Annotated in this window: 23 protein-coding genes and 1 pseudogene; 15 read left to right on the top strand and 9 right to left on the bottom strand. The window is 67.5% G+C overall.

Annotation, left to right across the window (positions count from 1 at the left end; all coding sequences use genetic code 11):
* The first annotated feature begins 1 nt into the window (after position 1).
* The 5 genes from QE397_RS03600 to QE397_RS03580 all read left to right on the top strand — a co-directional run bounded on the left by QE397_RS03600 (position 2) and on the right by QE397_RS03580 (position 4,987).
* Positions 2 to 1,612: an amidohydrolase family protein gene (locus QE397_RS03600; protein WP_307091797.1), complete on the top strand. Its 1,611-nt coding sequence runs from the start codon at positions 2 to 4 to the stop codon at positions 1,610 to 1,612.
* Positions 1,609 to 2,241 carry a bifunctional 4-hydroxy-2-oxoglutarate aldolase/2-dehydro-3-deoxy-phosphogluconate aldolase gene (locus QE397_RS03595; RefSeq protein WP_056448239.1) on the top strand — a complete coding sequence of 211 codons (633 nt, stop codon included), beginning with the start codon at positions 1,609 to 1,611 and terminating at the stop codon, positions 2,239 to 2,241. Before QE397_RS03600 ends, QE397_RS03595 begins: the two co-directional genes overlap by 4 nt.
* Positions 2,242 to 2,269: 28 nt before the next feature.
* Positions 2,270 to 3,709 (top strand): GntP family permease, encoded by a 1,440-nt coding sequence (locus QE397_RS03590; RefSeq protein ID WP_027504896.1) that lies wholly within the window; start codon positions 2,270 to 2,272, stop codon positions 3,707 to 3,709.
* 5 nt (positions 3,710 to 3,714) lie between these two features.
* On the top strand, positions 3,715 to 4,524 hold the full coding sequence (locus tag QE397_RS03585) for an alpha/beta fold hydrolase (RefSeq protein ID WP_307091793.1): 810 nt from the start codon (positions 3,715 to 3,717) through the stop codon (positions 4,522 to 4,524).
* Positions 4,525 to 4,729: 205 nt separating this feature from the next.
* Entirely contained in the window at positions 4,730 to 4,987 is a 258-nt protein-coding gene (locus QE397_RS03580) for a LuxR C-terminal-related transcriptional regulator (protein ID WP_037184874.1), read from the top strand.
* An 86-nt stretch (positions 4,988 to 5,073) separates the two neighbouring features.
* On the opposite strand, the gene QE397_RS03575 is transcribed toward QE397_RS03580, so the two are convergent.
* The 5 genes from QE397_RS03575 to QE397_RS03555 form a co-directional block, all read right to left on the bottom strand.
* Positions 5,074 to 5,841, bottom strand: a complete 768-nt coding sequence (locus QE397_RS03575; protein ID WP_307091790.1) for a DeoR/GlpR family DNA-binding transcription regulator — start codon at positions 5,839 to 5,841, stop codon at positions 5,074 to 5,076.
* 9 nt (positions 5,842 to 5,850) lie between these two features.
* Positions 5,851 to 8,016, bottom strand: coding sequence for a 4-hydroxythreonine-4-phosphate dehydrogenase PdxA (gene pdxA, locus QE397_RS03570; protein ID WP_307091788.1), 2,166 nt, complete (start codon positions 8,014 to 8,016; stop codon positions 5,851 to 5,853).
* 76 nt (positions 8,017 to 8,092) lie between these two features.
* Entirely contained in the window at positions 8,093 to 8,776 is a 684-nt protein-coding gene (locus QE397_RS03565) for an SDR family NAD(P)-dependent oxidoreductase (RefSeq protein WP_307091786.1), read from the bottom strand.
* Positions 8,764 to 9,945: an exo-alpha-sialidase gene (locus QE397_RS03560; RefSeq protein WP_027504890.1), complete on the bottom strand. Its 1,182-nt coding sequence runs from the start codon at positions 9,943 to 9,945 to the stop codon at positions 8,764 to 8,766. Before QE397_RS03560 ends, QE397_RS03565 begins: the two co-directional genes overlap by 13 nt.
* Positions 9,946 to 9,959: 14 nt before the next feature.
* A complete protein-coding gene (locus QE397_RS03555; RefSeq protein ID WP_307091782.1) occupies positions 9,960 to 11,537 on the bottom strand; it encodes an ABC transporter substrate-binding protein in 1,578 nt (525 codons plus the stop codon).
* A 242-nt stretch (positions 11,538 to 11,779) separates the two neighbouring features.
* On the opposite strand from QE397_RS03555, the pseudogene QE397_RS03550 reads away from it, so the two are divergent.
* The 10 genes and pseudogenes from QE397_RS03550 to QE397_RS03505 all read left to right on the top strand — a co-directional run.
* A pseudogene (locus tag QE397_RS03550) lies at positions 11,780 to 12,616 on the top strand (ABC transporter permease); the annotation flags it as partial.
* A 34-nt stretch (positions 12,617 to 12,650) separates the two neighbouring features.
* A complete protein-coding gene (locus QE397_RS03545; RefSeq protein ID WP_307091780.1) occupies positions 12,651 to 12,818 on the top strand; it encodes a hypothetical protein in 168 nt (55 codons plus the stop codon).
* Positions 12,819 to 13,760 carry an ABC transporter permease gene (locus QE397_RS03540; RefSeq protein ID WP_307091778.1) on the top strand — a complete coding sequence of 314 codons (942 nt, stop codon included), beginning with the start codon at positions 12,819 to 12,821 and terminating at the stop codon, positions 13,758 to 13,760.
* Between the two features lies 1 nt (position 13,761).
* Positions 13,762 to 14,589, top strand: a complete 828-nt coding sequence (locus QE397_RS03535; protein ID WP_051613142.1) for an ABC transporter ATP-binding protein — start codon at positions 13,762 to 13,764, stop codon at positions 14,587 to 14,589.
* Entirely contained in the window at positions 14,586 to 15,419 is an 834-nt protein-coding gene (locus QE397_RS03530; protein ID WP_307091776.1) for an ATP-binding cassette domain-containing protein, read from the top strand. The genes QE397_RS03535 and QE397_RS03530 overlap by 4 nt, the downstream gene beginning before the upstream one ends.
* Positions 15,416 to 16,378: an aldo/keto reductase gene (locus QE397_RS03525; RefSeq protein ID WP_307091774.1), complete on the top strand. Its 963-nt coding sequence runs from the start codon at positions 15,416 to 15,418 to the stop codon at positions 16,376 to 16,378. Before QE397_RS03530 ends, QE397_RS03525 begins: the two co-directional genes overlap by 4 nt.
* Before the next feature lie 10 nt (positions 16,379 to 16,388).
* On the top strand, positions 16,389 to 17,150 hold the full coding sequence (locus tag QE397_RS03520; protein WP_307091771.1) for an HpcH/HpaI aldolase/citrate lyase family protein: 762 nt from the start codon (positions 16,389 to 16,391) through the stop codon (positions 17,148 to 17,150).
* 203 nt (positions 17,151 to 17,353) lie between these two features.
* A complete protein-coding gene (locus QE397_RS03515; RefSeq protein ID WP_307091769.1) occupies positions 17,354 to 17,779 on the top strand; it encodes a DUF4262 domain-containing protein in 426 nt (141 codons plus the stop codon).
* 195 nt (positions 17,780 to 17,974) lie between these two features.
* Positions 17,975 to 18,439, top strand: a complete 465-nt coding sequence (locus QE397_RS03510; RefSeq protein WP_027504884.1) for a hypothetical protein — start codon at positions 17,975 to 17,977, stop codon at positions 18,437 to 18,439.
* 73 nt (positions 18,440 to 18,512) lie between these two features.
* A complete protein-coding gene (locus QE397_RS03505) occupies positions 18,513 to 18,896 on the top strand; it encodes a DUF1801 domain-containing protein (protein ID WP_307091767.1) in 384 nt (127 codons plus the stop codon).
* Between the two features lie 16 nt (positions 18,897 to 18,912).
* Here the strand turns inward: QE397_RS03505 and QE397_RS03500 are convergent, their stop codons facing one another.
* The 4 genes from QE397_RS03500 to QE397_RS03485 are packed head-to-tail and all read right to left on the bottom strand — an operon-like array spanning position 18,913 to position 22,393.
* Complete coding sequence (locus tag QE397_RS03500) at positions 18,913 to 19,719, bottom strand: ABC transporter permease (protein ID WP_307091766.1); 807 nt, start codon at positions 19,717 to 19,719, stop codon at positions 18,913 to 18,915.
* Positions 19,720 to 19,730: 11 nt separating this feature from the next.
* Complete coding sequence (locus QE397_RS03495) at positions 19,731 to 20,543, bottom strand: ABC transporter permease (RefSeq protein ID WP_307091764.1); 813 nt, start codon at positions 20,541 to 20,543, stop codon at positions 19,731 to 19,733.
* On the bottom strand, positions 20,540 to 21,349 hold the full coding sequence (locus tag QE397_RS03490; protein WP_222649582.1) for an ABC transporter ATP-binding protein: 810 nt from the start codon (positions 21,347 to 21,349) through the stop codon (positions 20,540 to 20,542). The genes QE397_RS03495 and QE397_RS03490 overlap by 4 nt, the downstream gene beginning before the upstream one ends.
* Before the next feature lie 27 nt (positions 21,350 to 21,376).
* Complete coding sequence (locus QE397_RS03485; protein ID WP_307091761.1) at positions 21,377 to 22,393, bottom strand: ABC transporter substrate-binding protein; 1,017 nt, start codon at positions 22,391 to 22,393, stop codon at positions 21,377 to 21,379.
* Positions 22,394 to 22,459 lie beyond the last annotated feature (66 nt).

Below are 22,459 nucleotides of genomic sequence, written 5' to 3'. Positions count from 1 at the left end.
CATGGCGGACATCCTCTTTCGCGGCGGTGACGTCGTCGACGGCACCGGGTCCGACCGAGTCCGCGCCGACGTTCTCGTCGACGACGGACGCATCACGCGGGTCGCGGCACCGGGCACCGTCGCCGACGCGCGGATCGTCGTCGACGTGCCTCGGGGCCACGTCGTCGCACCGGGTTTCATCGACATGCACGCCCACTCCGACCTCGGACTCCTGACCGCGCCCGGACACGTTCCGAAGATCACCCAGGGCGTCACCACCGAGGTGCTGGGTCAGGACGGGCTCTCCTACGCACCCGTCACCGACGAGACGCTCGCGGTCATCCGCCGTCAGATCTCCGGATGGAACGGCAATCCCACCGATCTCGACATCACGTGGCGCTCGGTCGCCGAGTATCTGGACCGGCTCGACCGGGGCATCACCCCCAACGCCGCGTACCTGGTGCCGCAGGGAACGTTGCGCTATCTGGCCGTCGGAGCGGATCAGCGTCCCGCCACCGCTGCCGAGATCGAGCACATGCGAGAGCTGGTGGCACAAGGCATGTCCGAGGGCGCAGTCGGCATGTCGAGCGGACTGACCTACACGCCCGGGATGTACGCCGACACGGGCGAACTGCGTGCGCTGTGCGAGGTCGTCGCCGAGTTCGGCGGCTTCTACGCTCCGCACACTCGCTCCTACGGCAAGAACGCTCTCGGCGCGTACCGGGAGATGATCGACCTCTCCCGTGAGACCGGCTGCGCCCTGCACCTGACCCACGCCACCATGAACTTCGGCGAGAACAAGGGCCGCGCCGGCGAGTTCCTCGACATGGTCGACGCTGCGATCGACGACGGGTGCGACATCACGCTCGACACCTATCCCTACCTCCCCGGTGCCACCACCCTGTCCGCGCTGCTGCCCAGCTGGGCGATGTCCGGCGGACCCGACGCAGCGCTGGGCCGTCTCGCCGATCCCGACGTGCGGCGCCGCATCACCGACGACGTGAACCGCTACGGCTCGGACGGCTGCCACGGCGTCACGGTGGAGTGGGAGACGATCCAGCTCAGCGGCGTCGCGAACGCGGATCTCGACCGCTACGTCGGGAAGACCGTCCTCGAGATCGCGACCGAGGAGGACCGCGCTCCCGTCGACGTGTTCTTCGACGTGCTCCAGCGAGACGCGCTGAGCACGACGATCCTGCAGCACGTGGGGCACGAGGAGAACGTGCGCGCCATCATGGTGCATCCCCACCACATGGGCGGCAGCGACGCCATCCTGGTGGGCGAGCGTCCGCACCCGCGGGCCTGGGGCACGTTCCCGCGCTACCTCGGCCACTACGTCCGCGACGAGGGTCTGATGTCTCTGGAGGACTGCGTCCATCACCTCACGGGACGGCCGAGCGCACGACTCGGTCTCACCGATCGTGGTCTCGTCCGCGAGGGCCACGCAGCAGATCTCGTGGTCTTCGATCCGGCGACCGTCCGGGACACCGCCACCTTCGACCACCCCAAGCAGCAGGCCGTCGGCATCGCGCACGTTCTCGTCAACGGCTCCGTCGCCGTGCGCGACGGCGTCCCTACCGGGACACTCGCCGGCCACTCCCTCCGCCGCACCTCTCACGGAAGAACCTCATGACGACCCGTTTCGATGACGCACTTGCGACGATTCTCGAGGACCGCGCGCTGGTGGTGGTCCGCGCCCCGTCCATTCCCGACCCCGCCGCGTTGGCCGACGCCCTCGTCGCCGGCGGACTGCGGGCCGTCGAACTGACCTTCACCACACCGAACGTGCTGGACTGCCTGCGCGCAGCGTCGTCGTCCGGTGCCGTGATGGGTGCGGGCACCGTGATGACGGGTGATCAGGCTCGCGCCGCCATCGACGCGGGTGCACGCTTCCTCGTCACTCCCGGACTGCGTCCCGACGTCGCCGCGGTGGCGCACGAACGGGACGTGCCCGTCATGATGGGCGCGCTCACGCCCACCGAGATCATGGCGGCGCTCGATCTGGGCGCCGCCGCGGTGAAGGTTTTCCCCGCGAAGCTGTTCGGCCCCAGCTACTTCGGTGATCTCCGCGGACCGTTCCCCGACGTCCCCCTCGTTCCGTCCGGCGGCGTCAATGCCGACAATGCCGCCGACTACCTCGCCCGCGGCGCCGTCGCCGTCACCGCGGGCACCGACGTCGTTCCACCGGCCGCGGTCGCGGCCGGGCTCTGGGACGACATCACCGCTCGCGCCACCTCGTTCGTCCACTCACTCTCCCGCTGACTCTCCACATACTTCGAAAGGCAACCTCATGGGTTCCGTCGTCGACTGGTTGAGGACGTCCACTCCCGGACTCCTCGTTCTGTGCGGTATCGCGATCGCGGTCCTGCTCGTCGTCATCATCAAGGTCAAGCTCGAACCGTTCATCGCCCTCCTCATAGTCGGCCTGGGACTCGCTGTCGCAGCCGGACTTCCGGTGTCGCAGATCGTGGGAACCGCCATCAAGAGCGGCGACTCGATTCTCGAGACGGGCTTCGGCGGCATTCTCGGCCACATCGCCGTGATCATCGGACTGGGTACCGTTCTCGGCGCCATCCTCGAGAGGTCCGGTGGTGCGCAGGCACTCACCGCCAAGCTTCTCGGCGTCTTCGGTGATCGCGGCGCACCCATCGCGATGGGTCTGCTCGGCCTCATCTTCGGCATCCCCGTCTTCTTCGACATCGGCATCTTCGTTCTCGCCCCGCTCGTCTACGTCGCGGCGCGACAGGGCGGAAAGTCGTTGGTGTTGTACGCACTTCCCATGCTCGCGGGCCTGTCGATGACGCACGCGTTCCTGCCTCCGCACCCCGGCCCCGTCGCTCTGGGCGGCCTGCTCGAGGTCAACCTGGGCTGGCTGATCCTCATGGGCTTCATCTGCGGGATCCCCGGCTTCATCGCGGCCGGTCTCGTGTGGGGCAGCTACATCGGCAAGCGCATCATCGTCGAGGTGCCCGAGGACTTCGTCAACGATGCCGACGACGACGGACCGCACACGTCGGGTGGCACTGCCGTCGAGACGAAGCGTCCCGTGGTCACCACTCCCCCGTCCGTCGCGACCATCGGCGCCATCATCGCGGTGCCCCTGGTGCTCATCCTCGGGGCCACCTTCGGCACCATTCTGCTCGACGAGGGCAACCTGCTCCAGGTCCTCACGTTCTTCGGCACCCCCGCGGTCGCTCTGCTCATCGCGGTGCTCATCGCGTTCTACGTCCTGGGCATCCGGCGCGGTTCGACGGTGCAGGAATTGTCCACTCTCACCGGCGAATCGCTCCGCCCGGTCGGCATGCTGCTCCTCGTCGTCGGTGCGGGCGCGTTCTTCGGCAAGGTCATCTCGGCCACCGGCATCGGTACCGCACTCGCGGACACCATGTCCGCGGCGGGACTGCCGATCATCGTGCTGGCGTACATCATCAGCTGTGCGCTGCGTATTGCGCAGGGATCGGCGACCGTCGCCATCGTCACGACCGGTGGCATCGTCGGACCGCTCGTCGCGGCGCAGGACTACTCGCAGATGTCCGTCGCGCTCATCGCCATGGCGATCGCGGCCGGATCCATCATCCTCAGCCACGTCAACGACGGCGGGTTCTGGATCATCGCCAAGTTCTTCAACCTCACCGTCAAGCAGACGCTGCAGACGTGGACCGTGCTGGAGACCGTGCTGTCGGTCGTCAGCTTCGCCGTGGCAGGGGTGCTGTTCGCGATCGTAAGCTGACGATCATGCCCACCTTCGTGACGGACGACGACGTGACCCTGAGCTACCTCGACGAGGGCAGCGGTCCCATCGTCGTCCTGGTCGCCGGATTCGGCGCCCCGGCGACCACGTGGGTGTTCCAACAGGATGCGCTCGTGCGGGCCGGGTATCGCGTGCTCGCGCTCGACCGGCGCGGCCACGGCGACTCCGAGGCACCCGATCACGGCGCCACCATGGCGCGGCACGGCCGGGACCTCGACAACTTCCTCACCGCGGTGGGCGTCGAGACTGCCGTGCTGATGGGTGGCTCCATGGGCGCGAGCACCGTCTGGTCCTACATCCGTACGACCGGGACGTCGAGGGTCCGCGGTGTCGTCTCGGTCGATCAGACGCCGAAGATGATCAACGACGCGTCGTGGCCGCACGGCTTCTACGGTCTGACCGACGCCACCGTCGACGGGTTCTTCGCGAAGGGCATTCCCGCCACGGGACACGGACCCTCGACATTCGCCTCGCTCCTCCCCGTCGCGAAACTGATTCTGCGCCTGCGGTCGATGCCCAGAATGGTGTCGTCCGAGACACCGCCCATGAGAGCACTTCTCGACGACCACGCCCGCCAGGACTGGCGCGCGGACATCCGGGCCGCGGACGTACCGATCCTCATGATCGCGGGACGGAACAGTCAGTTCTGGCCCTCGGATCACGCAGTGGTCACCGCGCGCGACACCGTGCAGGGTCAGGTCGCGCTGATCGACAGCGGCCACGCCGCGAACATGGACCGTCCACGTGAGGTGAACGAGGCCGTGCTGACCTTCCTGCGCGGCATCGGGTACTGACTGTCGTCTGCGCGACGGACAGTGGAGATGCCCGTCGTCTGATTGCATGGACCGGTCACAGTCCGCAGATGGTGAGCTCTGCGAAGCATGCCCCCGACGTCGGGGTCCCCCGAAGTCGTGGCTACCGAGCTGCCCGGAACAAAACGTACGGTCCTCCCAGAACAGCAGCGCAGCGCTGCTGCGTCGAGCAGGGGGACCGATACAGATGCAGGCAATGATGACCGACGACGACATCGTGAGACCGGCCCTCAGCGTGCGGGAGGTGGAGGTCCTGCGGGCGTGGATCATCAGCGACTCGAAGGGCACCGTCGCACGGTCGCTCTTCATCTCCCCCGCCACGGTCAACACCCACATCGCGCGCATTCGCGAGAAGTACGAGGCGGTAGGCCGCTCCGCCGGGTCCAAGGCCTCGCTGGTCGCCCGAGCACTGCAGGACGGTCACGTGGGGTTGGACGAGCTGTAGGTCGCCTGGCGTTTTCGCTCCGCTCACGCCACCTACCGGCGGGATCCCGCGCGACAGGGCGCCGAGAGGAGCAGAAACTCCACCGCTCAGACCACGACGACAGTGACGCCGGCGTCGCGGAAGGGCTGCACCTGCTCCTCGGTCGCGCCGGTATCCGTGACCAGGGTGACGCCCTCGGGGAGGGGCGCCCAGGCGTGGAACGGACGCTGACCCAGCTTCGCCGCGTGCGCGAGCACGTAGACCGTGCCGGCGCGTTCGATCATCAACTCCTTGAGCCGCGTCTGCTCCAGCTCGGCCTCGCAGATGCCGCGGTCGGCGGTGACCGCGTCCGCACCGAGGAAGGCGCGGTCGAAGGACACGCGAGCCAACGACGCCTCCGCGAGCGGTCCTACGAAGCCCTGCGACAGGTGACGCAACGTACCGCCCAGGCACTCGACGCGCACGTCGTCGGCATCCGCCAGCGCCTCGAGCGCGGTGAGACCCGCGGCGATGACCGTGAGGCCCGTCGAGTCACGGAGGTACTCCCCCATGGCACCGACGGTGGTGCCGGCGTCGAGCAGCACCGTCTCGCCCGGGTGCACCTCTCCCGCAGCCCACTTCGCGATCGCACGCTTGGCGTCGAAGCCCTCGACCGCACGCTGGCGCAGCGACGACTCGGGGTGTGGGTCGAGCGCGATCGCGCCGCCGTACGTGCGCGCGAGAAGTCCCTCGGCGGTCAGCTGCGACAGATCCCGACGAATGGTCGAGGCCGTCACGCCGAACTGCACGGACAGGTCCTCCACACTCGCCAGACCACTCGTCTTGGCCAGGCGGACGATCTCCGCGCGCCGCGCCTGTGACTCCCTGAGCGCCATACCCGAAACCTAGCCGACGTCGGCGGTGCTGGTCGCCAGTTCGGCGGCCTGTCGCAGGGCTTCCACCATGCTGCCGGCCTCGGCGATGCCCTTGCCCGCGATGTCGAACGCGGTGCCGTGATCCACGGAGGTACGGATGACGGGGAGTCCCACGGTGATGTTCACGCCGGCCTCGATGCCGAGAACCTTGACCGGTCCGTGGCCCTGGTCGTGGTACATCGCGACGATGAGGTCGTAGTCACCGCGACCCGCGAGGAAGAAGGCGGTGTCCGCGGGCAGCGGTCCGACGGCGTCGATTCCGTCGGCCTGCAGCTTCTCGACGGCCGGGACGATCTTCTGATCCTCCTCGCCGTACCCGAACAGGCCGTTCTCGCCGGCATGCGGGTTGATACCGCACAGGCCGATCTTCGGGTTGCTGTTCCCCGATCGCACCAGTGCCTCGTACCCACGGCGGACTGTCCGCTCGACGAGGCCCGGCTCGATCTTCGCGACGGCGTCGAGCAGTCCGATGTGGGTGGTCACGTGGATGACCTTGAGCTTCGGCGTCGAGAGCATCATCGACACCTCCTCGGTACCGGTGAGGTGCGCGAGCAGCTCGGTGTGACCGGGGAAGATGTGTCCGGCGGCGTGCAGCGCCTCCTTGTTGAGCGGCGCGGTGCAGATCGCCTGGACGTCACCGGCGACGGCCAGTTCGGCTGCGACACGGATGTATTCGTAGGCAGCATGTCCCGCCACTGCGGACAGCTCACCCCAGGCCAGATCTGCGGGCAGCAACCCGAGGTCGATGACGTTGATGCGCCCGCTGGTGAACTCGGCATTGGCGATGCGCTCGATCGAGACGATGTCGCACTGCACACCCAGCACGTCGGCCGCGAGTCGCAGACGCGCGGCGTCACCGATGACGACGGGCTTGCACCACCCCGCCACCTTGGCATCGAGCACGGCGGGGACGATGACCTCGGGGCCGATGCCCGCGCCGTCGCCCATCGTCAGGGCCACGACGGGCAGGTCGAGAGTCTGGAGATCGGTCGATGTCATGGCTGAGTCCTTCGGTCGGAGCGTGGTGTCCGGCGAGCCGCCGGTGAGGTAGGAGTGGATGGCGGACAGGCTCTCTCGGTCTCCGAAACTGCCCGGCCGCGTCACGACGCGTCGGCCCCGCGGGTCGACGGACACGACGGCGCCGTAGTGCACGTGCCCGAGCGGGCGCAGGGTGTCGATGCCGAGCGCGGTGATGACGGCCCGTGCCGTCTCACCGCCGGTGAGCGCGAGGTCGACCGACAGTCCGTCGGTGCCCGCGCGGACGTACTCGGCCAGGGCGACAGACAGGTCACGGGTACGCGCGACGTCCACGGACCCGGTCACGGTGAGCGCGACCGAGCCGTCACGCAGGGCGGAGGAGAGCTCCCGTGCGTCGGCGAGGCCGGAGAGGACGTCGTCCGCGTCCACAGTGAGCAGCCGCACCCCGTCCTCGGCGAGACGACGAACCTGCTCGACGGCGACCGAGGAGGCGGTGCCCACGACGACGAGGACGGGATCGCCCGTACGCGAGACGGAGTGAGGCGTCGCAGTACCACCGAGACCCCGGGCGACAGCCGCGGCGAGCGCCGAGGTGCCCACCAGGGTCACCTCGGGGCGGTCGGCCACTGCCGCCACCACCGCGTCGAGATCAGCGTCGGACTCGATGTCGCACACGACGACCCCGGTCGCGACCGAGAGCGCGTCGATGGTGACGAGCGGAGCATCGAGCATGAGCGGCAACGACTCCGGCGGCGCCTCGGATTCGGCATGCCAGAGATCGGTATCGGCGAGCGGACGACCGTCGACGTGGAGCACGCCGCCGCGCACGACGCGGTCCAGCAGCGGGAGGCCGCCGGCGACTATCACCGGCCCACGCTCGGACAGGGCGCGCACCGTGGCTGCGACGTTGCCGCGCAGCAACGAGTCGATCTTCGCGAGAACCCGGCCGCCCGACGGGACGGAGCGCAGCGCGGACGACACCAGCAGTTCCGCCCGCTCGGCGGCCATCGCTCGGGTGTCGAGATCCACGACAGAGACTGCAGCGCAACCGATCACGGCGTCGAGCGTCAGAGACACGTCGGGCGTGCGGTCGAGGAACACTCCGGCGACCTCCGCGGCGCCCGAGAGGTCGTCGGCCAGTACGACGAGTGAGGTCATCCTCGTACCGCCCTTCCCCTTATTGCGCGAACCACGCATACAACTGTAGCCCAGTTGCGCGTTTCGCGCAGATATTTCACAACGACGCTCCCGCGCACTGCACGATCGCCTGGCCGGTGATGTTGCGGCCGAGAGGGCCGAGCAGGAAGCCGATGAGCCCCGCGACCTCCGACGGGTCGATGAAGGCTCCGAGAGGCGGGAGCTTGGGCGGAGTGTGCGCGCGCGACGGATCCCCCAGCATGGCGGTGTCCGTGGGCCCGGGCGCAACGACGTTGACGGTGATGCCGCGGGACACCAGTTCCATGGCCCACGACCGTGCCATGCCCGTCAGCGCGGACTTCGTGGCGACGTACTGGCTCTTGCCGGCATTGCCGGTCATGGTGCGACTTCCGACGAGAACGACTCGGGCACCGGGTTCCAGAGCGTCGACCACGCCGTTCACCAGGACCTCGGCCGCGGCGACATGGACCTGCCACATGTCGCGGAGGTCGTCGACGTTCAGCGACCCGAGCGGAGCCGAACGCTGCAGTCCCGCAGCGTGAACGACGGCGTCGACCGCGGACAGACCCGACGCGATCTCCGCCACCGCGTCCAGATCACCCAGGTCGGACTCGACCCACGTCAGGTTCTCGTGCTCGATCTCCGGTTTCCGACGACTCAGCCCGGTGACACGCCACCCGTCGTCGAGAAGCGAGAGGGCCGTCGCCGCACCGATTCCGGAGCTGACGCCCGTGACGACGGCGTGCTTCACGACAGCCACTCCGGCTGCACCTCGCAGTACTCGATGGCCTGACGGAAGCGCGTGAAGGCCACGTGCAGCGTCGGACCGTCGGCCACGATGGACGGGTACGAGAACTCGCGGTTCAATCCGTCGCGGGAGTTGTTCGACAGGCAGTACCCGTCGCCCTCCTCCAGGTTTCGGCGCACCGGCCAGGTGACACCGCGATCGGACGAGATCGCCAGGGCCATCGGCGCTCGGGGTGCGCCCCAGAAGGCGTGCCGCGGGTCGCCGTCGTCCAGAGGCGAGTCTTCCTCGACCGTTTCCTGCTTGTCCGCGATGCCGTGATCGTCGATCTCGTCGTACAGCGACAGTCGGCGCGCCGTGGCGTCCTCACGACTGGACTCGTTGTACACCAGGGCGAGTCGATCGTCGGCCAGCACGACGAACTGCACCGACGAATTGTTGTTGGGCAGCTCGGTGGGGACGGGAGCGCTCCACGTGTCACCGTCGTCGTCGGAGACGGAACGGTAGACGTGGTCCGCCCAGCGGCTGCGGTAGAGGGCGACGAGCTGATCGTCGGACACCCGGCCGATGTTCATGTGGACGCACCCGATGCTGTCGGGAACGACTACCTCGCGCCAGGTGACGCCGTCGTCGTCCGACACCATGACGCCGGAGTAGTCACGGTCGCCCACCCACTTGCGGCCTTCGATGCGGACGCAGTGGAAGACAGGCAACAGGATCCGGCCGGAGGGCAGCGTGACCATGGGCTGGCGTACGAACACGCCACCGGCCTCGGTCTCCGGGATGAGGACGTCGGTGTCACCCCAGGTGCGCCCGCCGTCGGGCGAGATCCGCCGAAGCACCCGTGCGGTGTCCTGGTTGCCGGCGTGTTGCGAGGTCCACAGCAGCCAGATCTCGCCGGACTCACGCACGTTCAGCACGGGATTCTGCTCCGACCGCGTCCCGTCGTCCGACAGACGAATCGGCTGCGACCACTCGTCGCCGTCCCGTCGGGAGAACCACACGCTGATGTCCGGAACACCTTCCTGTGTGCCGGCGAACCAGACGCATGCAAGCGAACCGTCAGGCAGCACAGCCAGATTGGCCGCGTGGTTCTGCACCTCGGGCGGGGTCAACAGCGCATCACGGCGCCCGGGCTCGGCGGTGGGGCGCACGATGCCGTCGGCATCCAGTGTGGTGGTCACGGGGATCTCCTCGATCAACTGACGAGTGTCGCGGCGGACAGGTTGTAGGAGTTGGTGGGACGCAGGGTCACGTCCTGGATGCGTTCGCGACGCGCCATCACCGACTTGGGAACGAAGGACCACAGGCAGGGCACGGTGTCCCAGATCTGGCGCTGCGCGTCGGCGAGAAGCTGAGTGCGTCGGGTCTCGTCGACCTCCTCGGACGCACGCGCGATGGCCGCGGCGATGTCGGGGAACATGTACCCGTGGTAGGTGTCTCGGGTCTGCTCCTTCTCCGGGGTGCCGGCGTACATGCCCTGCATGATGGTGATCGCGAGCCCGGTCGGACTCGGGAATCCGTTACCCAGGATGTCCCAGTCGCCCGCCTTGCCCTGACGCCACTGCATGATGTCGCCGCCCGGCTCGAACTGCTGCAACGTGGTGCGGACGCCGATCGCCGAGAACATCTGGACGACCGACTCCATGATGTCGGTGTCGGCAGCGAACTCGCCGGACTCCCAGATGATCTTCAGTTCCAGATCGGAGATGCCGAGAGCGTCGAGCTCGCCACGCGCCCGCGCCGGGTCGTACGTGTACTCCCCGGTCTCGATGGCGCCGTCGAGGATTGCGGGGATGACGCCCTTGGACGCGGTCGCCGATCCCTGCATCACCTGGTCGATCAGCGCCGGCCCGTTGATGGCGTACGTCAGCGCGCGGCGCACCCGAGCATCGGCGAGCGGATGGTCGGCAGGCTTGCGGAAGTTGTAGAAGAGCTGATTGAGCCGCACACCGTCGACACGATCGACCACGACGTTCGACAGGCCCCCGAGCTGGTCCGCCGCGTCGGGCGTGATGGAGTCGATGACGTCCACCTCGCCGCTGCGCAGCGTGACGACGCGCGAGGACTCCTCGGGGACGAAGCGCACGCGCACCGTCTCGATGTTCGGCGCAGTGCCCCAGTACTTCGTGTTGCGTTCGAGCGTGTAGTTGCCGGTACCGCGATCGGCCGACGTGACCACGTACGGGCCGGAGCCGAGACCGGTCTGCAGTTCCTCGGGCTTGTTGTCCGCGGCCGGCGTGATGAGGATGTTGGACATCAGGTAGTCCAGCACCGGGACGGGCTTGGTGGTCAGCAACGAGAAGCTGGTGTCGTCCATCTGCTCGACCGTCGGCCACTCCGGGAAGAAGCCGCCGACGAACGATCCGTCGACCTCGCTGTACATCCGGATGGCCGTCGCGACGTCCTGCACCTGCACGGGCGAGCCGTCGGAGTACACGGCACCCTGCCGCAGGTGGACGAACCAGCGGGTGGGCTCGACCAGATCGAAGCGGTCGGCGAGGACGAGCTGCGGCTTCAGATTCGCGTCGATCTCGGTGAGCGCCTGTCGCACGCCGCGCTGCACGGTGAGGGCGGCGTCGAACTGGTTGAGCTTGTTGTCCAGGCTCACCAGCGACCGGTTGAGCGCCAGGCTCACCGTCGTGGGGCCCGGTGTGCCGGTAGGCGTGGCGCACGCACTGGCACCCGCGCCCAACACCACGCCACCACCGAGCAGCATCCCGCCGCGCAGGAGATTGCGGCGGGAGAACTGCTGGTTGAACGGCGATCTGGTCATCGTCGACCTCTCTTCGAACTTCGAGCGTCATGAGGGGCTGCGGGTCAGGAGCGGAGCTGCACTGTGACCGCAAGCACACCTGGACTGTACGCAGGTCTGCACACAACACGCAACTATGAATTGCTACTTGCGTGATTCGCGCACAAGTGCCATTGTGAGCTGAGTTACATCGAAGCCCGCGCTCGTGACCAGCCAGCGCAGAGGCATCTCCCGAAAGGTCGTTCGATGCACATCACGAACACATGCGCGGTCCGACGGACGGTGACCCGGTGACCGCCGGCATGATCACGCCCGCCGACGCGCCGGCCGCCGAACCCGCGAAGACGAAGTCGAAGTCCGCGGGCACTGCGCGCTACATCGTCAAGCGGCTCGGTCAGAGCGCGCTCGCGATCTTCCTGACGCTCACCACGGTGTTCGTGCTGATCCGTCTCGCACCCGGCGATCCCGCCTACGCGATGGCGGGCCCGCTGGCCTCCAGCGAGGACATCGAGCGGATTCGCCAGAGCATGGGTCTGGACCAGTCGATCATCACGCAGTACCTGAAGTACCTGCAGGGACTGCTGCAGCTCGATCTCGGAACGTCGTACTCGTTCCAGGCGCCCGCCTTCGACGTGGTGCTCGATCGCCTCCCCTACACACTGACGCTCACAGTTGCCTCGATCGGACTGACGACACTGCTCGCCATCCCGCTCGGTGTCTGGATGGCACGCCGTGCGGACACCCGCCGCGAACTGGGCGCCAACGTCGTCACGATCGCAGGACAGTCGATGCCCGACTTCTGGACGGGCCTGATGCTCATCACCATCTTCGCCGTGGTGATCCCGATCTTCCCGGCCGCCGGCTTCGCCACGTGGTCGTCGCTCGTCCTGCCCATGGTCACCGTCGCCATCCTGCAGATCGCATTGATCTCCCGCATGGTGCGTCGAGAGATGGTCGGCGCCTTCGGGTCCCAGTACGCGACGGTGGCGCGCGCACGCGGGGTGTCGGAGCGGAAACTCATCTGGCGCTACGCCCTGCGCAACTCGTCCATCCCCGTTCTCACTGCCCTCGGCACACGCTTCGCGTCGATGCTCAACGGTGTCGTGGTGGTCGAGGTCGTGTTCGCCTGGCCCGGTGTCGGATCACTCGTCGTCCGTCCGCGCGCTCGAGACCCGCGACTACCCCCTCATCCAGGCCACCGTGCTCGTCACCGCGGTGCTCGCCGTCTTCGTCCAGCTCCTCGTCGACCTCTGCTACCCGCTTCTGGACCCCCGTGTCCGCCTGGGGAAGGGAACGTCCTAGATGACAACAACACTCGAGCCCCCGCAGGCGGAGCGCCCGTCGGCAGTCACCGCGAAGGACATCGCCGAGGCAGGCTCCACTCGGCGCGCCCGCGACAGCCGACTGAAGATCTGGGTGGGCAGCGTCTGCGCACTCGTCGTGATCCTCCCCGTCGCGTTCGCTCGTGTTCTGCCGCTGCAGGATCCGGACGCCACCGATCTCGGTGCCCGCCGTCTCGCACCGCTCACCGACGGCCACCTGTTCGGAACAGACCAGCTCGGACGCGACCTTCTCGCCCGCGTTCTGTACGGCGGCCAGGTATCACTGCTCGTCGGCATCCTCGCCGTGCTGGTCTCCGGCCTCATCGGCCTGACCCTGGGCTCCATGGCCGGCTACTTCGGCGGCTGGGTCGACACCGTCATCAGCCGGTTGCTCGAAGCGCAGCTGTCCCTCCCGCTGCTCATGATGCTGCTCCTCGTCGTCGCCCTTTTCGGGCCGTCCATCCCGGTCATCACGTTCGTCATCGCCATCGCGCAGTGGCCCGAGATCGCCCGCCTGACACGCTCCCTGGTGCTCGTGGAGCGCGAGAAGCCCTACGTCGCCGCATCGCGGGTACTCGGACTCGGCAAGGTCGCCATCCTCACGCGCCACATCATCCCGAACGTCATCAAGCAGACCTCGCTGGTGGTGCTGCTCCTCCTCGCCCAGGCGGTGCTGCTCGAGTCCGCGCTTAGCTACCTGGGCGCCGGACCGCAGCGACCGTTCGCCACGTGGGGCCGCATCATCTCCGACGGACAGGACTACATCACGACGTCGTGGTGGCTGGTCACCCTGCCGGGCCTCGTCATCGTGTCCCTCGTCATCGGCGTCAACCTCCTCGGCGACGGTCTGCGCGACCGTCCCGCCGGCTCGGGCCTCAAGGCTCTGCTGGGGCGCTTCGCCATCTCGGGAAAGAAGGCCTGACATGACCGAGTCACTGCTCACCGTCGACGAACTGCAGATCGAGCTGGTCACCGACAACGGCATCGTCCGCGCCGTCGACGGGGTCTCCTTCGACATCGCACCGGGTGAGACCGTCTGCATCATCGGCGAGTCCGGCTCCGGCAAGTCGACCACCGCGATGGGGATCCTCGGGCTGCTGCCCGACGATCTCGCGGTCCTCTCCGGCCGTGCACGCTGGAAGGGCACCGACATCCTCGGCGACGACAAGGCGCTGCGGAAGATTCGGGGCGCGGACATCGCCCTCATTCCCCAGGACCCGATGACGGCCCTCTCCCCTGTCCACACGGTGGGATCGCAGCTGCGAGAGGCCATCCACCACAGCGGTGTTCGCGGCAAGTCCGCGCAGACCACCCGCGCCGTCGAACTGCTCGATCAAGTCCACATCGTCAACCCGGCGGACCAGCTGAACAGGTACCCACACCAGTTGTCGGGCGGCATGTTGCAGCGTGTCCTCATCGCATGCGCCCTGGCCGCCGATCCGGACCTCATCGTCGCCGACGAGCCCACCAGTGCACTCGACGTCACCGTCCAGGCCAGCATCCTCGACCTCATGCTCGAACTGCAGGAGCGCACCGGCATCGGCATGCTGCTCATCACCCACGACCTGGGTGTTGCCCGGCTGATGTCCGACCGGATCCACGTCATGAAGTCGGGCCGGTTCGTCGAGAGCGGCGACGCCCAGTCGATGGTTCGCAATCCCCAGAACGCCTACACCAAGAAGCTTCTCGACGCGGTCCCCCAGCTGGGCACCTGGTCGGGCGCACCCGCCGATCAAGGAGTCCCGGCATGAGCCTGTTGACCGTCGACGACCTGGTCGTCGAGTATCCCGTCGCCACCGGCACCTTCCGCGCCGTCGACGGTGTCAGCTTCAGCGTCGACAAGGGCGAGACCCTCGCGATCGTCGGCGAGTCCGGCTGCGGGAAGTCGACCATCGCCAAGTCGATCGTCCGGCTGCTGACACCGACGTCGGGGCGGATCCTCGTCGACGGGGTCGACATCGCCCGGATGAAGGAGCGGGCCCTCAAGCCCTTCCGCTCGCGCGTGCAGATGGTCTTCCAGGATCCGTACGGTTCGCTGGATCCGCATCTCACGGCCGTCGACATCGTCGGTGAGCCGCTGCGCCTCAAAGGTGTTCGCTCCAAGGCGGACCGGGCCCGACGTGCCGCCGAGCTGATCGACCAGGTCCAGCTGCCGGCGTCCTCCCTGCACCGCCGTCCCGGTGAGTTCTCGGGAGGTCAGCGTCAACGCATCGGCATTGCGCGCGCCCTGGCGTCCGAACCCGAGATCCTCGTGTGCGACGAGGCCACCAGTGCGCTCGACGTGTCGGTGCAGGCGCAGGTGCTCGACCTGCTGCGCACCATCCAGCACGACACCGGCATCACGTACGTCTTCATCTCGCACAACCTCGGCGTGGTGCGGGAGATCAGCGACAACGTCGTCGTCATGCGCAAGGGCGGCGTGGTCGAGAGCGGCGCCACCACAGACGTTCTGACCAACCCGCAGCACCCGTACACGGCAGCCCTGCGCGCCGCGGCGCTCGACCCCTCCACGATGGAGGGCGTCAAGCCGCGCTACGTTCTGTCGGGTCGACCGGCACCTACCTCTGGAGTACCCGCATGATGTTCGGCTCCCTGCCTTTCGGCCCGATGGTGCTGGGCACCATGACTTTCGGCGACACCGTCGACCTCGAGGGGTCGCGCGCTCTGCTCGACACCGCACTCGACGCCGGCATCACCCACATCGACACCGCCAACGGGTACGCAGGCGGAGAGTCCGAACGCATCCTCGCGCAGTTGCTCGCCGGTCGACGCGACGAAGTCACCCTCTCCACCAAGGGCGGCATGTTCCTCGGCGACGCAGACGGCCACTCGCCCCTGTCACCCGAGGGGCTGCGGCTCGGACTCGAGGCAAGCCTGCACCGGCTCGGCACCGACCACGTCGACCTCTTCTACCTGCACCAGCCCGACCGCGCGTCGTCGCTCGAGGACACCCTCGGGACCGTCGCCAAGTTGGTGGCCGAAGGCAAGGTGGGAGCGCTCGGCGTCTCGAATTTCGCCGCCTGGCAGATCGCCGAGGTGAACCGCGTGTGCGACGAGGTGGGTGCGCCGCGGCCCGTCGTCGCGCAGCAGCTCTACAACCTGCTGGCCCGCCGCGTCGAGGAGGAGTACGCCGAGTTCGCCGCCGTCAGCGGCATCACCACGATGGTCTACAACCCGTTGGGCGGCGGCCTCCTCACCGGCAAGCACTCGTTCGACGAAGCTCCCGGCGAGGGGCGGTTCGGCGATTCGCGGCTGGCCGCGATGTACCGCGAGCGGTACTGGAACACCCAGATCTTCGACGCGATCACGCGCTTGTCCGCGGTGGCGTCGGACGCCGGCATGCCGCTCACCGAGCTCGCCCTGCGCTGGTTGCGATCGAAGCCCCTCACCGGACCGATTCTGTTGGGCGGCTCCAAGACCAGCCACCTGCAGGCCAACATCGACGCACTGGGCCGCGGTCCGTTGTCCGACGACGTCGTCGCCGCGTGCGACGAGGTCGGTGCGGCACTGCGCGGTCCGATGCCTGCCTACAACCGATAGGAAACCTTTCATGTCTGCCGCCGATTTCGCCCGTCGCATCCGTTCCCGTGAACGGGCACTGGGCTACTGGTCCGTCATCGACTCCCCCGTCTCCACCGAGTGGCTCGCCCACGTCGGGTGGGACTACATCTGCCTCGATCTGCAGCACGGCCTCATCGGTTACGACGGGATGCTGCGCGGCCTCACCGCCATCGACGCGGCTCAGGGCCCGGCCGGACTCGTGCGGGTCGAGTCCAACGACCAGACCTACATCGGCAAAGCACTCGACGCCGGTGCGCGCGGCGTCATCGTGCCGCTGATCGACACCGCCGAGGACGCCGCCCGCGCCGTCTCCTACGTGCGCTACCCACCTGCCGGCGTGCGCTCGTACGGCCCGATGCGCTCACAGCTACGCGTCGGCCCGCTTCCCGCCGAGGCGAACGACAGTGTCGTCGTGCTCGCGATGATCGAGACCCCCGACGGCCTCGAGAACGTCGAGGCCATCTGCGCCGTGCCCGGACTCGACGGCGTGTACGTCGGGCCGTCGGACCTGCGCATCGCCGTCGGTGGCGCCTCCCCCTCCGACAGCTCCGTGGACGACGTGTTCGACGCGGCACTTGTGCGTGTGCAGGAAGCAGCCGCCGCGGCAGGGATCGCGGCCGGCATCCACACCCCCTCCGGCGAGGTCGCGGCGAAGCGCCTGGCACAGGGCTACACCTTCGCGACCGTGGCCTCGGACCTCACCCACCTCAAAGCTGTGTCCGAGGGGCACCTGAAGGCTGCGCGGGGGTAGGGGTTCCGGTCGAGCGATCCGCGCCGAGAGGAGCGCGAGTGGGCCTGGTGTTCCACTCGTGAGCCGTGCGGGCGGGATCCCGCGCGCAGGACACGCACGTGGAACACCACGACCAGAGCTGCACCGCCTGTCGTACCGCCGCGTTACCTTCCTCCTCCGCATCGACTTCCGGGGGGGAAACTATGTGCAGAGGGTGCGTCTCAGTGCCGGACATCAAGAGGAAGATCGCGCGCCACGGGTGGGCGGTGACCGCCGTGGCCGGGTCGGATCACGAGGTACCCGACGTCGCGTACACGACGGGCCTCACCAGCAGGTCGTTGCCCGAACTGATCGTCTACGGACTGCCGTTCCATCTGTCGGGGAGCCTGCTCCACGACATGGCGTCGCAGATGGTCGCCGGTCTCGCACTGTCGTCCGGGATCACGATCCGCAGTGCGACCGGCGACGAACCGGACATCGTGGTCATTCAGGCCGTCAATACCGCGGACATGGTGGTCACCGGTGCGCTGTACTCGGACTTCACTGCGCTGCAACTGGTGTGGCCGGACGTCGACGGCCACTTCCCGTGGGAGGAGGAGTACTCCATCTGTGCCCACCACCAGCCATTGATGGGCGTGGGGTGGGTATGACGGTTCGGGCCTGACCCGGGCGTGGTGTTCCACTGTCCGCCCTGTCGAGCGGGTTCCCGCGTCCGACATCGGAGGAAAGGGACACCACGCCCAGCGCGGAAGAACAACGAAATGGTCACAAACCATTCGGCCGAGTAACGAGTCGCCCGGAGATGCAGACACACTGAGGACACCAGACCACCCGAGAGGATCCTCATGCGCTCGCTCACGAAGCTCGCCGGAGCCGCGTTCGTCGGCATCACTGCCGCGACGATGTCCGTCGTCGGTGCCGGCACCGCGTCTGCGGTCGACTACCCCGCACCGGTGCCCGTCGATCCGGCGGCCTTCCTGCAGGGCGATGTCGCGTACTTCTCCACCGGCGCCGCCAACTGTTCCATCACCCCGGCGGGGGTCGTGGGTTGCGATCTTCCGGGCGGCGAGTACCTCACCCAGATCCCCTTCGCCCCCGTGGTCTACGACGTGGCGATCGACGTGCCGTGGTTCCCGGCTCACCCGACCTTCGGGATCGGCGGCCCGCGTGGGCGTGCCGGGAGCACTCCCCTCGGTGGCTCGCTCAGCTACGGCGGGGCCACCTGCTACATCGGCTTCAAGGGATCGCTGAACTGTTCCTCGATGGGTCACTCGTTCACGGTGTGGACGCCGTACATGACGTTGAGCTGACCTGAACGCAGCGAGTCACTTCGGATCGGAGCCGCCGTACTGCTGTGATCGCGCAGTGGACGGAGGAGCAGCCATGGAACCGAGTGCCGAGATCGACGCACTGATCGCCCGACACCCCGACTGGCGCGGTGACGCCCTGGCGGAAGCACGACGGGTAATTCTGTCGGTGGACGACGGCATCATCGAGGGCTGGAAGTACATGGGCTCCCCCGCCCGGGATCTCGACGGGCCGCTCATCGTCGGCGACATCTTCAAAGCGAAAGTGAAGCTCGGCTTCCAGTACGGGGCGGCGCTGGACGACCCGAAGGGCATCTTCAACGGTGAGCTCGGCGGGAAGCAGCGGCGCTCGTACGAACTCTTCGAAGGTGACGTCGTCGACGCGGAGGCATTGGCCGGACTGGTCCGTGCGGCGATCGAGCGGAACCGGAACAAGAAGGCCGAGTCGCGCAAGAGATAGCCCCGCAGCCCTACACTCAGCCCCCGTACTTGGACGTCACCCGGTTCTCGAACCACTGCAACGCCATGGTGGGCGGCAGCGCCATCACGAGAATCAGCACCACAGTTCCCATGATGTTCTCCATGCGGATCAGGCTGACGTTGCGTAGCAGTTCGTACCCGATGCCGCTCGATGCCGAGAACATCTCGGCGAGAAGTAGACCCAGGAACGCCAGACCGAAGGTCATGCGCATACCCGTCGCGAGCGAGGGCAGCACCGACGGAACGACGATCTGCCGCACCAGCCGTGGCCAACTCACCTGCAGGGACGCGGCCATCTTCAGGTGGATCCGCTGCACGGACGCCGTGCTCTCCACGGCGACCAGGAACATGGGAATGAAGGCCGCATAGAACGCGAAGCCCGCGCGGCTCAGCTCCCCGATTCCCAGAAACGACAGGAAGATCGGGTAGAGCACGATCTTCGGGATGCTGTTGATCGCATAGAAGATCGGGACCACCGTGCGGGCCCAGAACGGGGTGAGCCCGAGCGCTAGGCCGAGTAGCGACCCGACGATCGTGCTGCCCAGGAAGGCGAGCACCAGGATGCGGAGCGAATCGAGCACGTTGGCACGGAAGTCCGGATTCCCGAGATCGGCGACCAAGGATCGCATCGCCTCGAGCGGCGTCGGGAAGATCAGACTGTCGGCGACGACAGCCGACACCCACCAGATCACCACGGCGAGCACTGCCACCACGAGCGGCGGCACCACACGACGTGCGGTGTGCACACCTCGACGCCGGGGCGCTACGGCCGGCGCGGCGATGGTCGGGGGCAGAGTGGCCACGGAGCGACTCATCAGCGACGCCTCCAATCGAATCGGTTGAGGGCGGCGGAGATGCCGAACGTCGCGATCAGGGCGATGGCCGCGACCACGAGGATGCCTGCGTACATGTCGGCGATGTCGAAGCTGTCGTACGCGATGGAGATGAAATGCCCGAGACCCTGTGTGGACAGGATGAACTCGCTGGCCAGCACCGAGATGATCGCGTAGGAGAGCCCCAGCTTGAGGCCTGTCACGATGTTGGGCAACGCGTACGGCAAGAGAATCGAGCGAAAGTACTGCCAGCGGCTGAGCATCAGCGTGGTGCCCAGTTTGGTGACGATAGGCGACACGGCGTTGAAGCCAGTGCGCGCATTGAGGGCCACGACACCGAACGCGAAGATGGTCGACAGGATGGCGATGGGTGCGACGCCGGCACCGAACAGCACCACCATGATCGGGTAGAGCGCGAAGGTGGGCACCGCGTAGTACACGTTGAGGTATGGCTGGAACGCTCTGTCCCACAGCTCGAATCGCCACAGGACGTAGGCCGCGGCCACCCCGGACACGGAACTGAGCACGAACGCGACCACGATGATGCCGAGCGTCCGTCCGAGAGCGTCGACGAGGAAGTCCGTCTCTGTCAGCAGTCGGAGGGCGGTGAAGAACATGTCGGACACCGGAACGATGTCGAGGGGGGACGCGAAGAACCGTGCCGCGATGTCGACGGCCACCAGTGCCGAGACCAGGATGACCACGGTCCACCCCCACGCCGGTAACCCCAGTGACGTGGCGGGTGCCGGCCGCAGATAACCGGGAACGACGGAGCTGCGTCCGGTGGTGCTCACGGCTCGATGCTCATCGTCTTCTTGGCCTCGTCCCGCAGCGTCGACCAGATGCGCTCGTGCAACGCGACGGCATCGGGACTGGCCAGCACGTCCTCGGACCGGGGCCGCGGCAGATCGATCGGTACCTCGTCGATGAATCGGCCCGGGCGGGCGCTCATCACGAGCACGCGGTCGGAAAGCAGCACGGCCTCCTGGATGCTGTGCGTGATGAACAGGACTCCGCAGGTGAGCTTCTCGACGATCTTCAACAGCTCGTAGGACATCACGAGCCGGGTCTGCTCGTCGAGAGCGCCGAAGGGCTCGTCGGCGAGAATGAGATCTGGCTCCATCGACAGGCACCGTGCGATGGCGACGCGCTGTCGCATACCGCCCGACAGCTGCGTCGGGTAGTGGTCGCCGAATCGCGCGAGCCCGACGGTCGCGAGCAGCTCGTCCGCGCGCTCGCGGCGCTCCTTCTTGCCGACTCCCCGCACTTCGAGTGCGAAGGCGACGTTGTCGCGAATGGTGCGCCACGGCAACGTCGCGGACTCCTGGAAGATCACTGCTGTCTTGGTGCGCGGTCCACTCATCGGCTGGTCGTCGATGGTCACCGTACCGCTGTCATGATCCTGTAAGCCTGCGAAGATCTCGAGAAGTGTCGACTTCCCGCATCCACTCGGACCGACGATCGACACGAACTCACCGCGCCCGATGGTCAGGTCGATCTCGTGCAGGGCGGTCACGTCACCGAAGTGTCGGGAGACCGAGGAGGCGATGGCTATGGCCGACGACGTCTCGGGTCGGGGTCTGGTCGCAGCGTGGGTCACGTCGATACCTTCTTCTCGAGGAGCAGGTCAGGCGGGGCAGTCGCCGGGAACGTCGTCGTCGACGTCGGGGGCGAGGAACTCGGGATCGAACAGGGTGCAGAAATCGGGCACACGGTCGCTGCCCGACGCGTCCACACCCGACTGGGCGGCCTCGACGGATGCCGTGTCGAATCCGCCGCCCCAGGTGTCCACGGACGAGGCACGTTCGACGACGGCGGTGGCCGACTCGACGTCGAATCCTGTGTATTCCGCATAGATTCGGGCGGCTGCGACGGGGTCTGCCTTGATCGAGGCGACCGCGTCGGTGTACCCGTGGTTGATCGCGCGGACGACGCCGGGGTTGCTCGCGGCGTAGTCCTTGGTCGTGGTGATGGTCGACTGCAGGAATCTCTTCATGTAGTCGGGGCTGCTGACGATGAGCTTGAAGTCCTCCGGCCGCTGTTCGGCGACGATGGACGGAATCAGGGCGATGTCGACGGAACCCGCTTCGAGCAGGGCCAACCCCTCCCCGATTCCACCCGACGACACGCGCTCGATCCGCGCAGGATCCGCTCCGGCGAGGGAGGGCAACAATCGGGTGAGTGCGTCCGACGCGGAGTTCGGTCGCGTGTACGCCCACCTTCGGACGTCGTCGATCGAGTCGACCGCCGAGTTCGACGCCAGCGCATAGAAATTCATCGGATACGGACCCTGGGTACCGCCACCCACGATGCGCAGCTCGGACCCACCGGCGTCGGCCTGCACGATGGAGGGGTAGCTGACCTCACCGATGGGGATGTTGCCGTCGAGGAGGGTGCGCATGGTCGCGCTGCCGCCCTTGCCCGGAACGATGTTCTCGACGATGACGCCGTACTTCTCGAACAGTCCCTGCTTCTGTGCGACGAGCCACGGGATGCTGTAGATCTCGGCGGCAGCCGACACCGTCACGTCGATGGTGACGGGGTTCGCGGGGTCTGCGTCGCGGCCCGGTCCCGAACTGCAGGCGGTCAGTCCGACGGTCAGTCCGAGTACCGCCAGGAGCGGCGCGACTCTGCGTCTGTACATCTGTTCCTCGCTGGCTGGTCGATGTGGTGACGGACCACGAGAGGCGTCTCCGACGCCTGATCCGTT

Origin of the sequence: Rhodococcus sp. SORGH_AS_0301 (assembly GCF_030818285.1) — a bacterium.
Taxonomy (GTDB): Bacteria; Actinomycetota; Actinomycetes; order Mycobacteriales; family Mycobacteriaceae; genus Rhodococcoides.
Note: the sequence above shows the minus strand (reverse complement) of the source record. Positions and strands in the feature narration are given on the sequence as shown.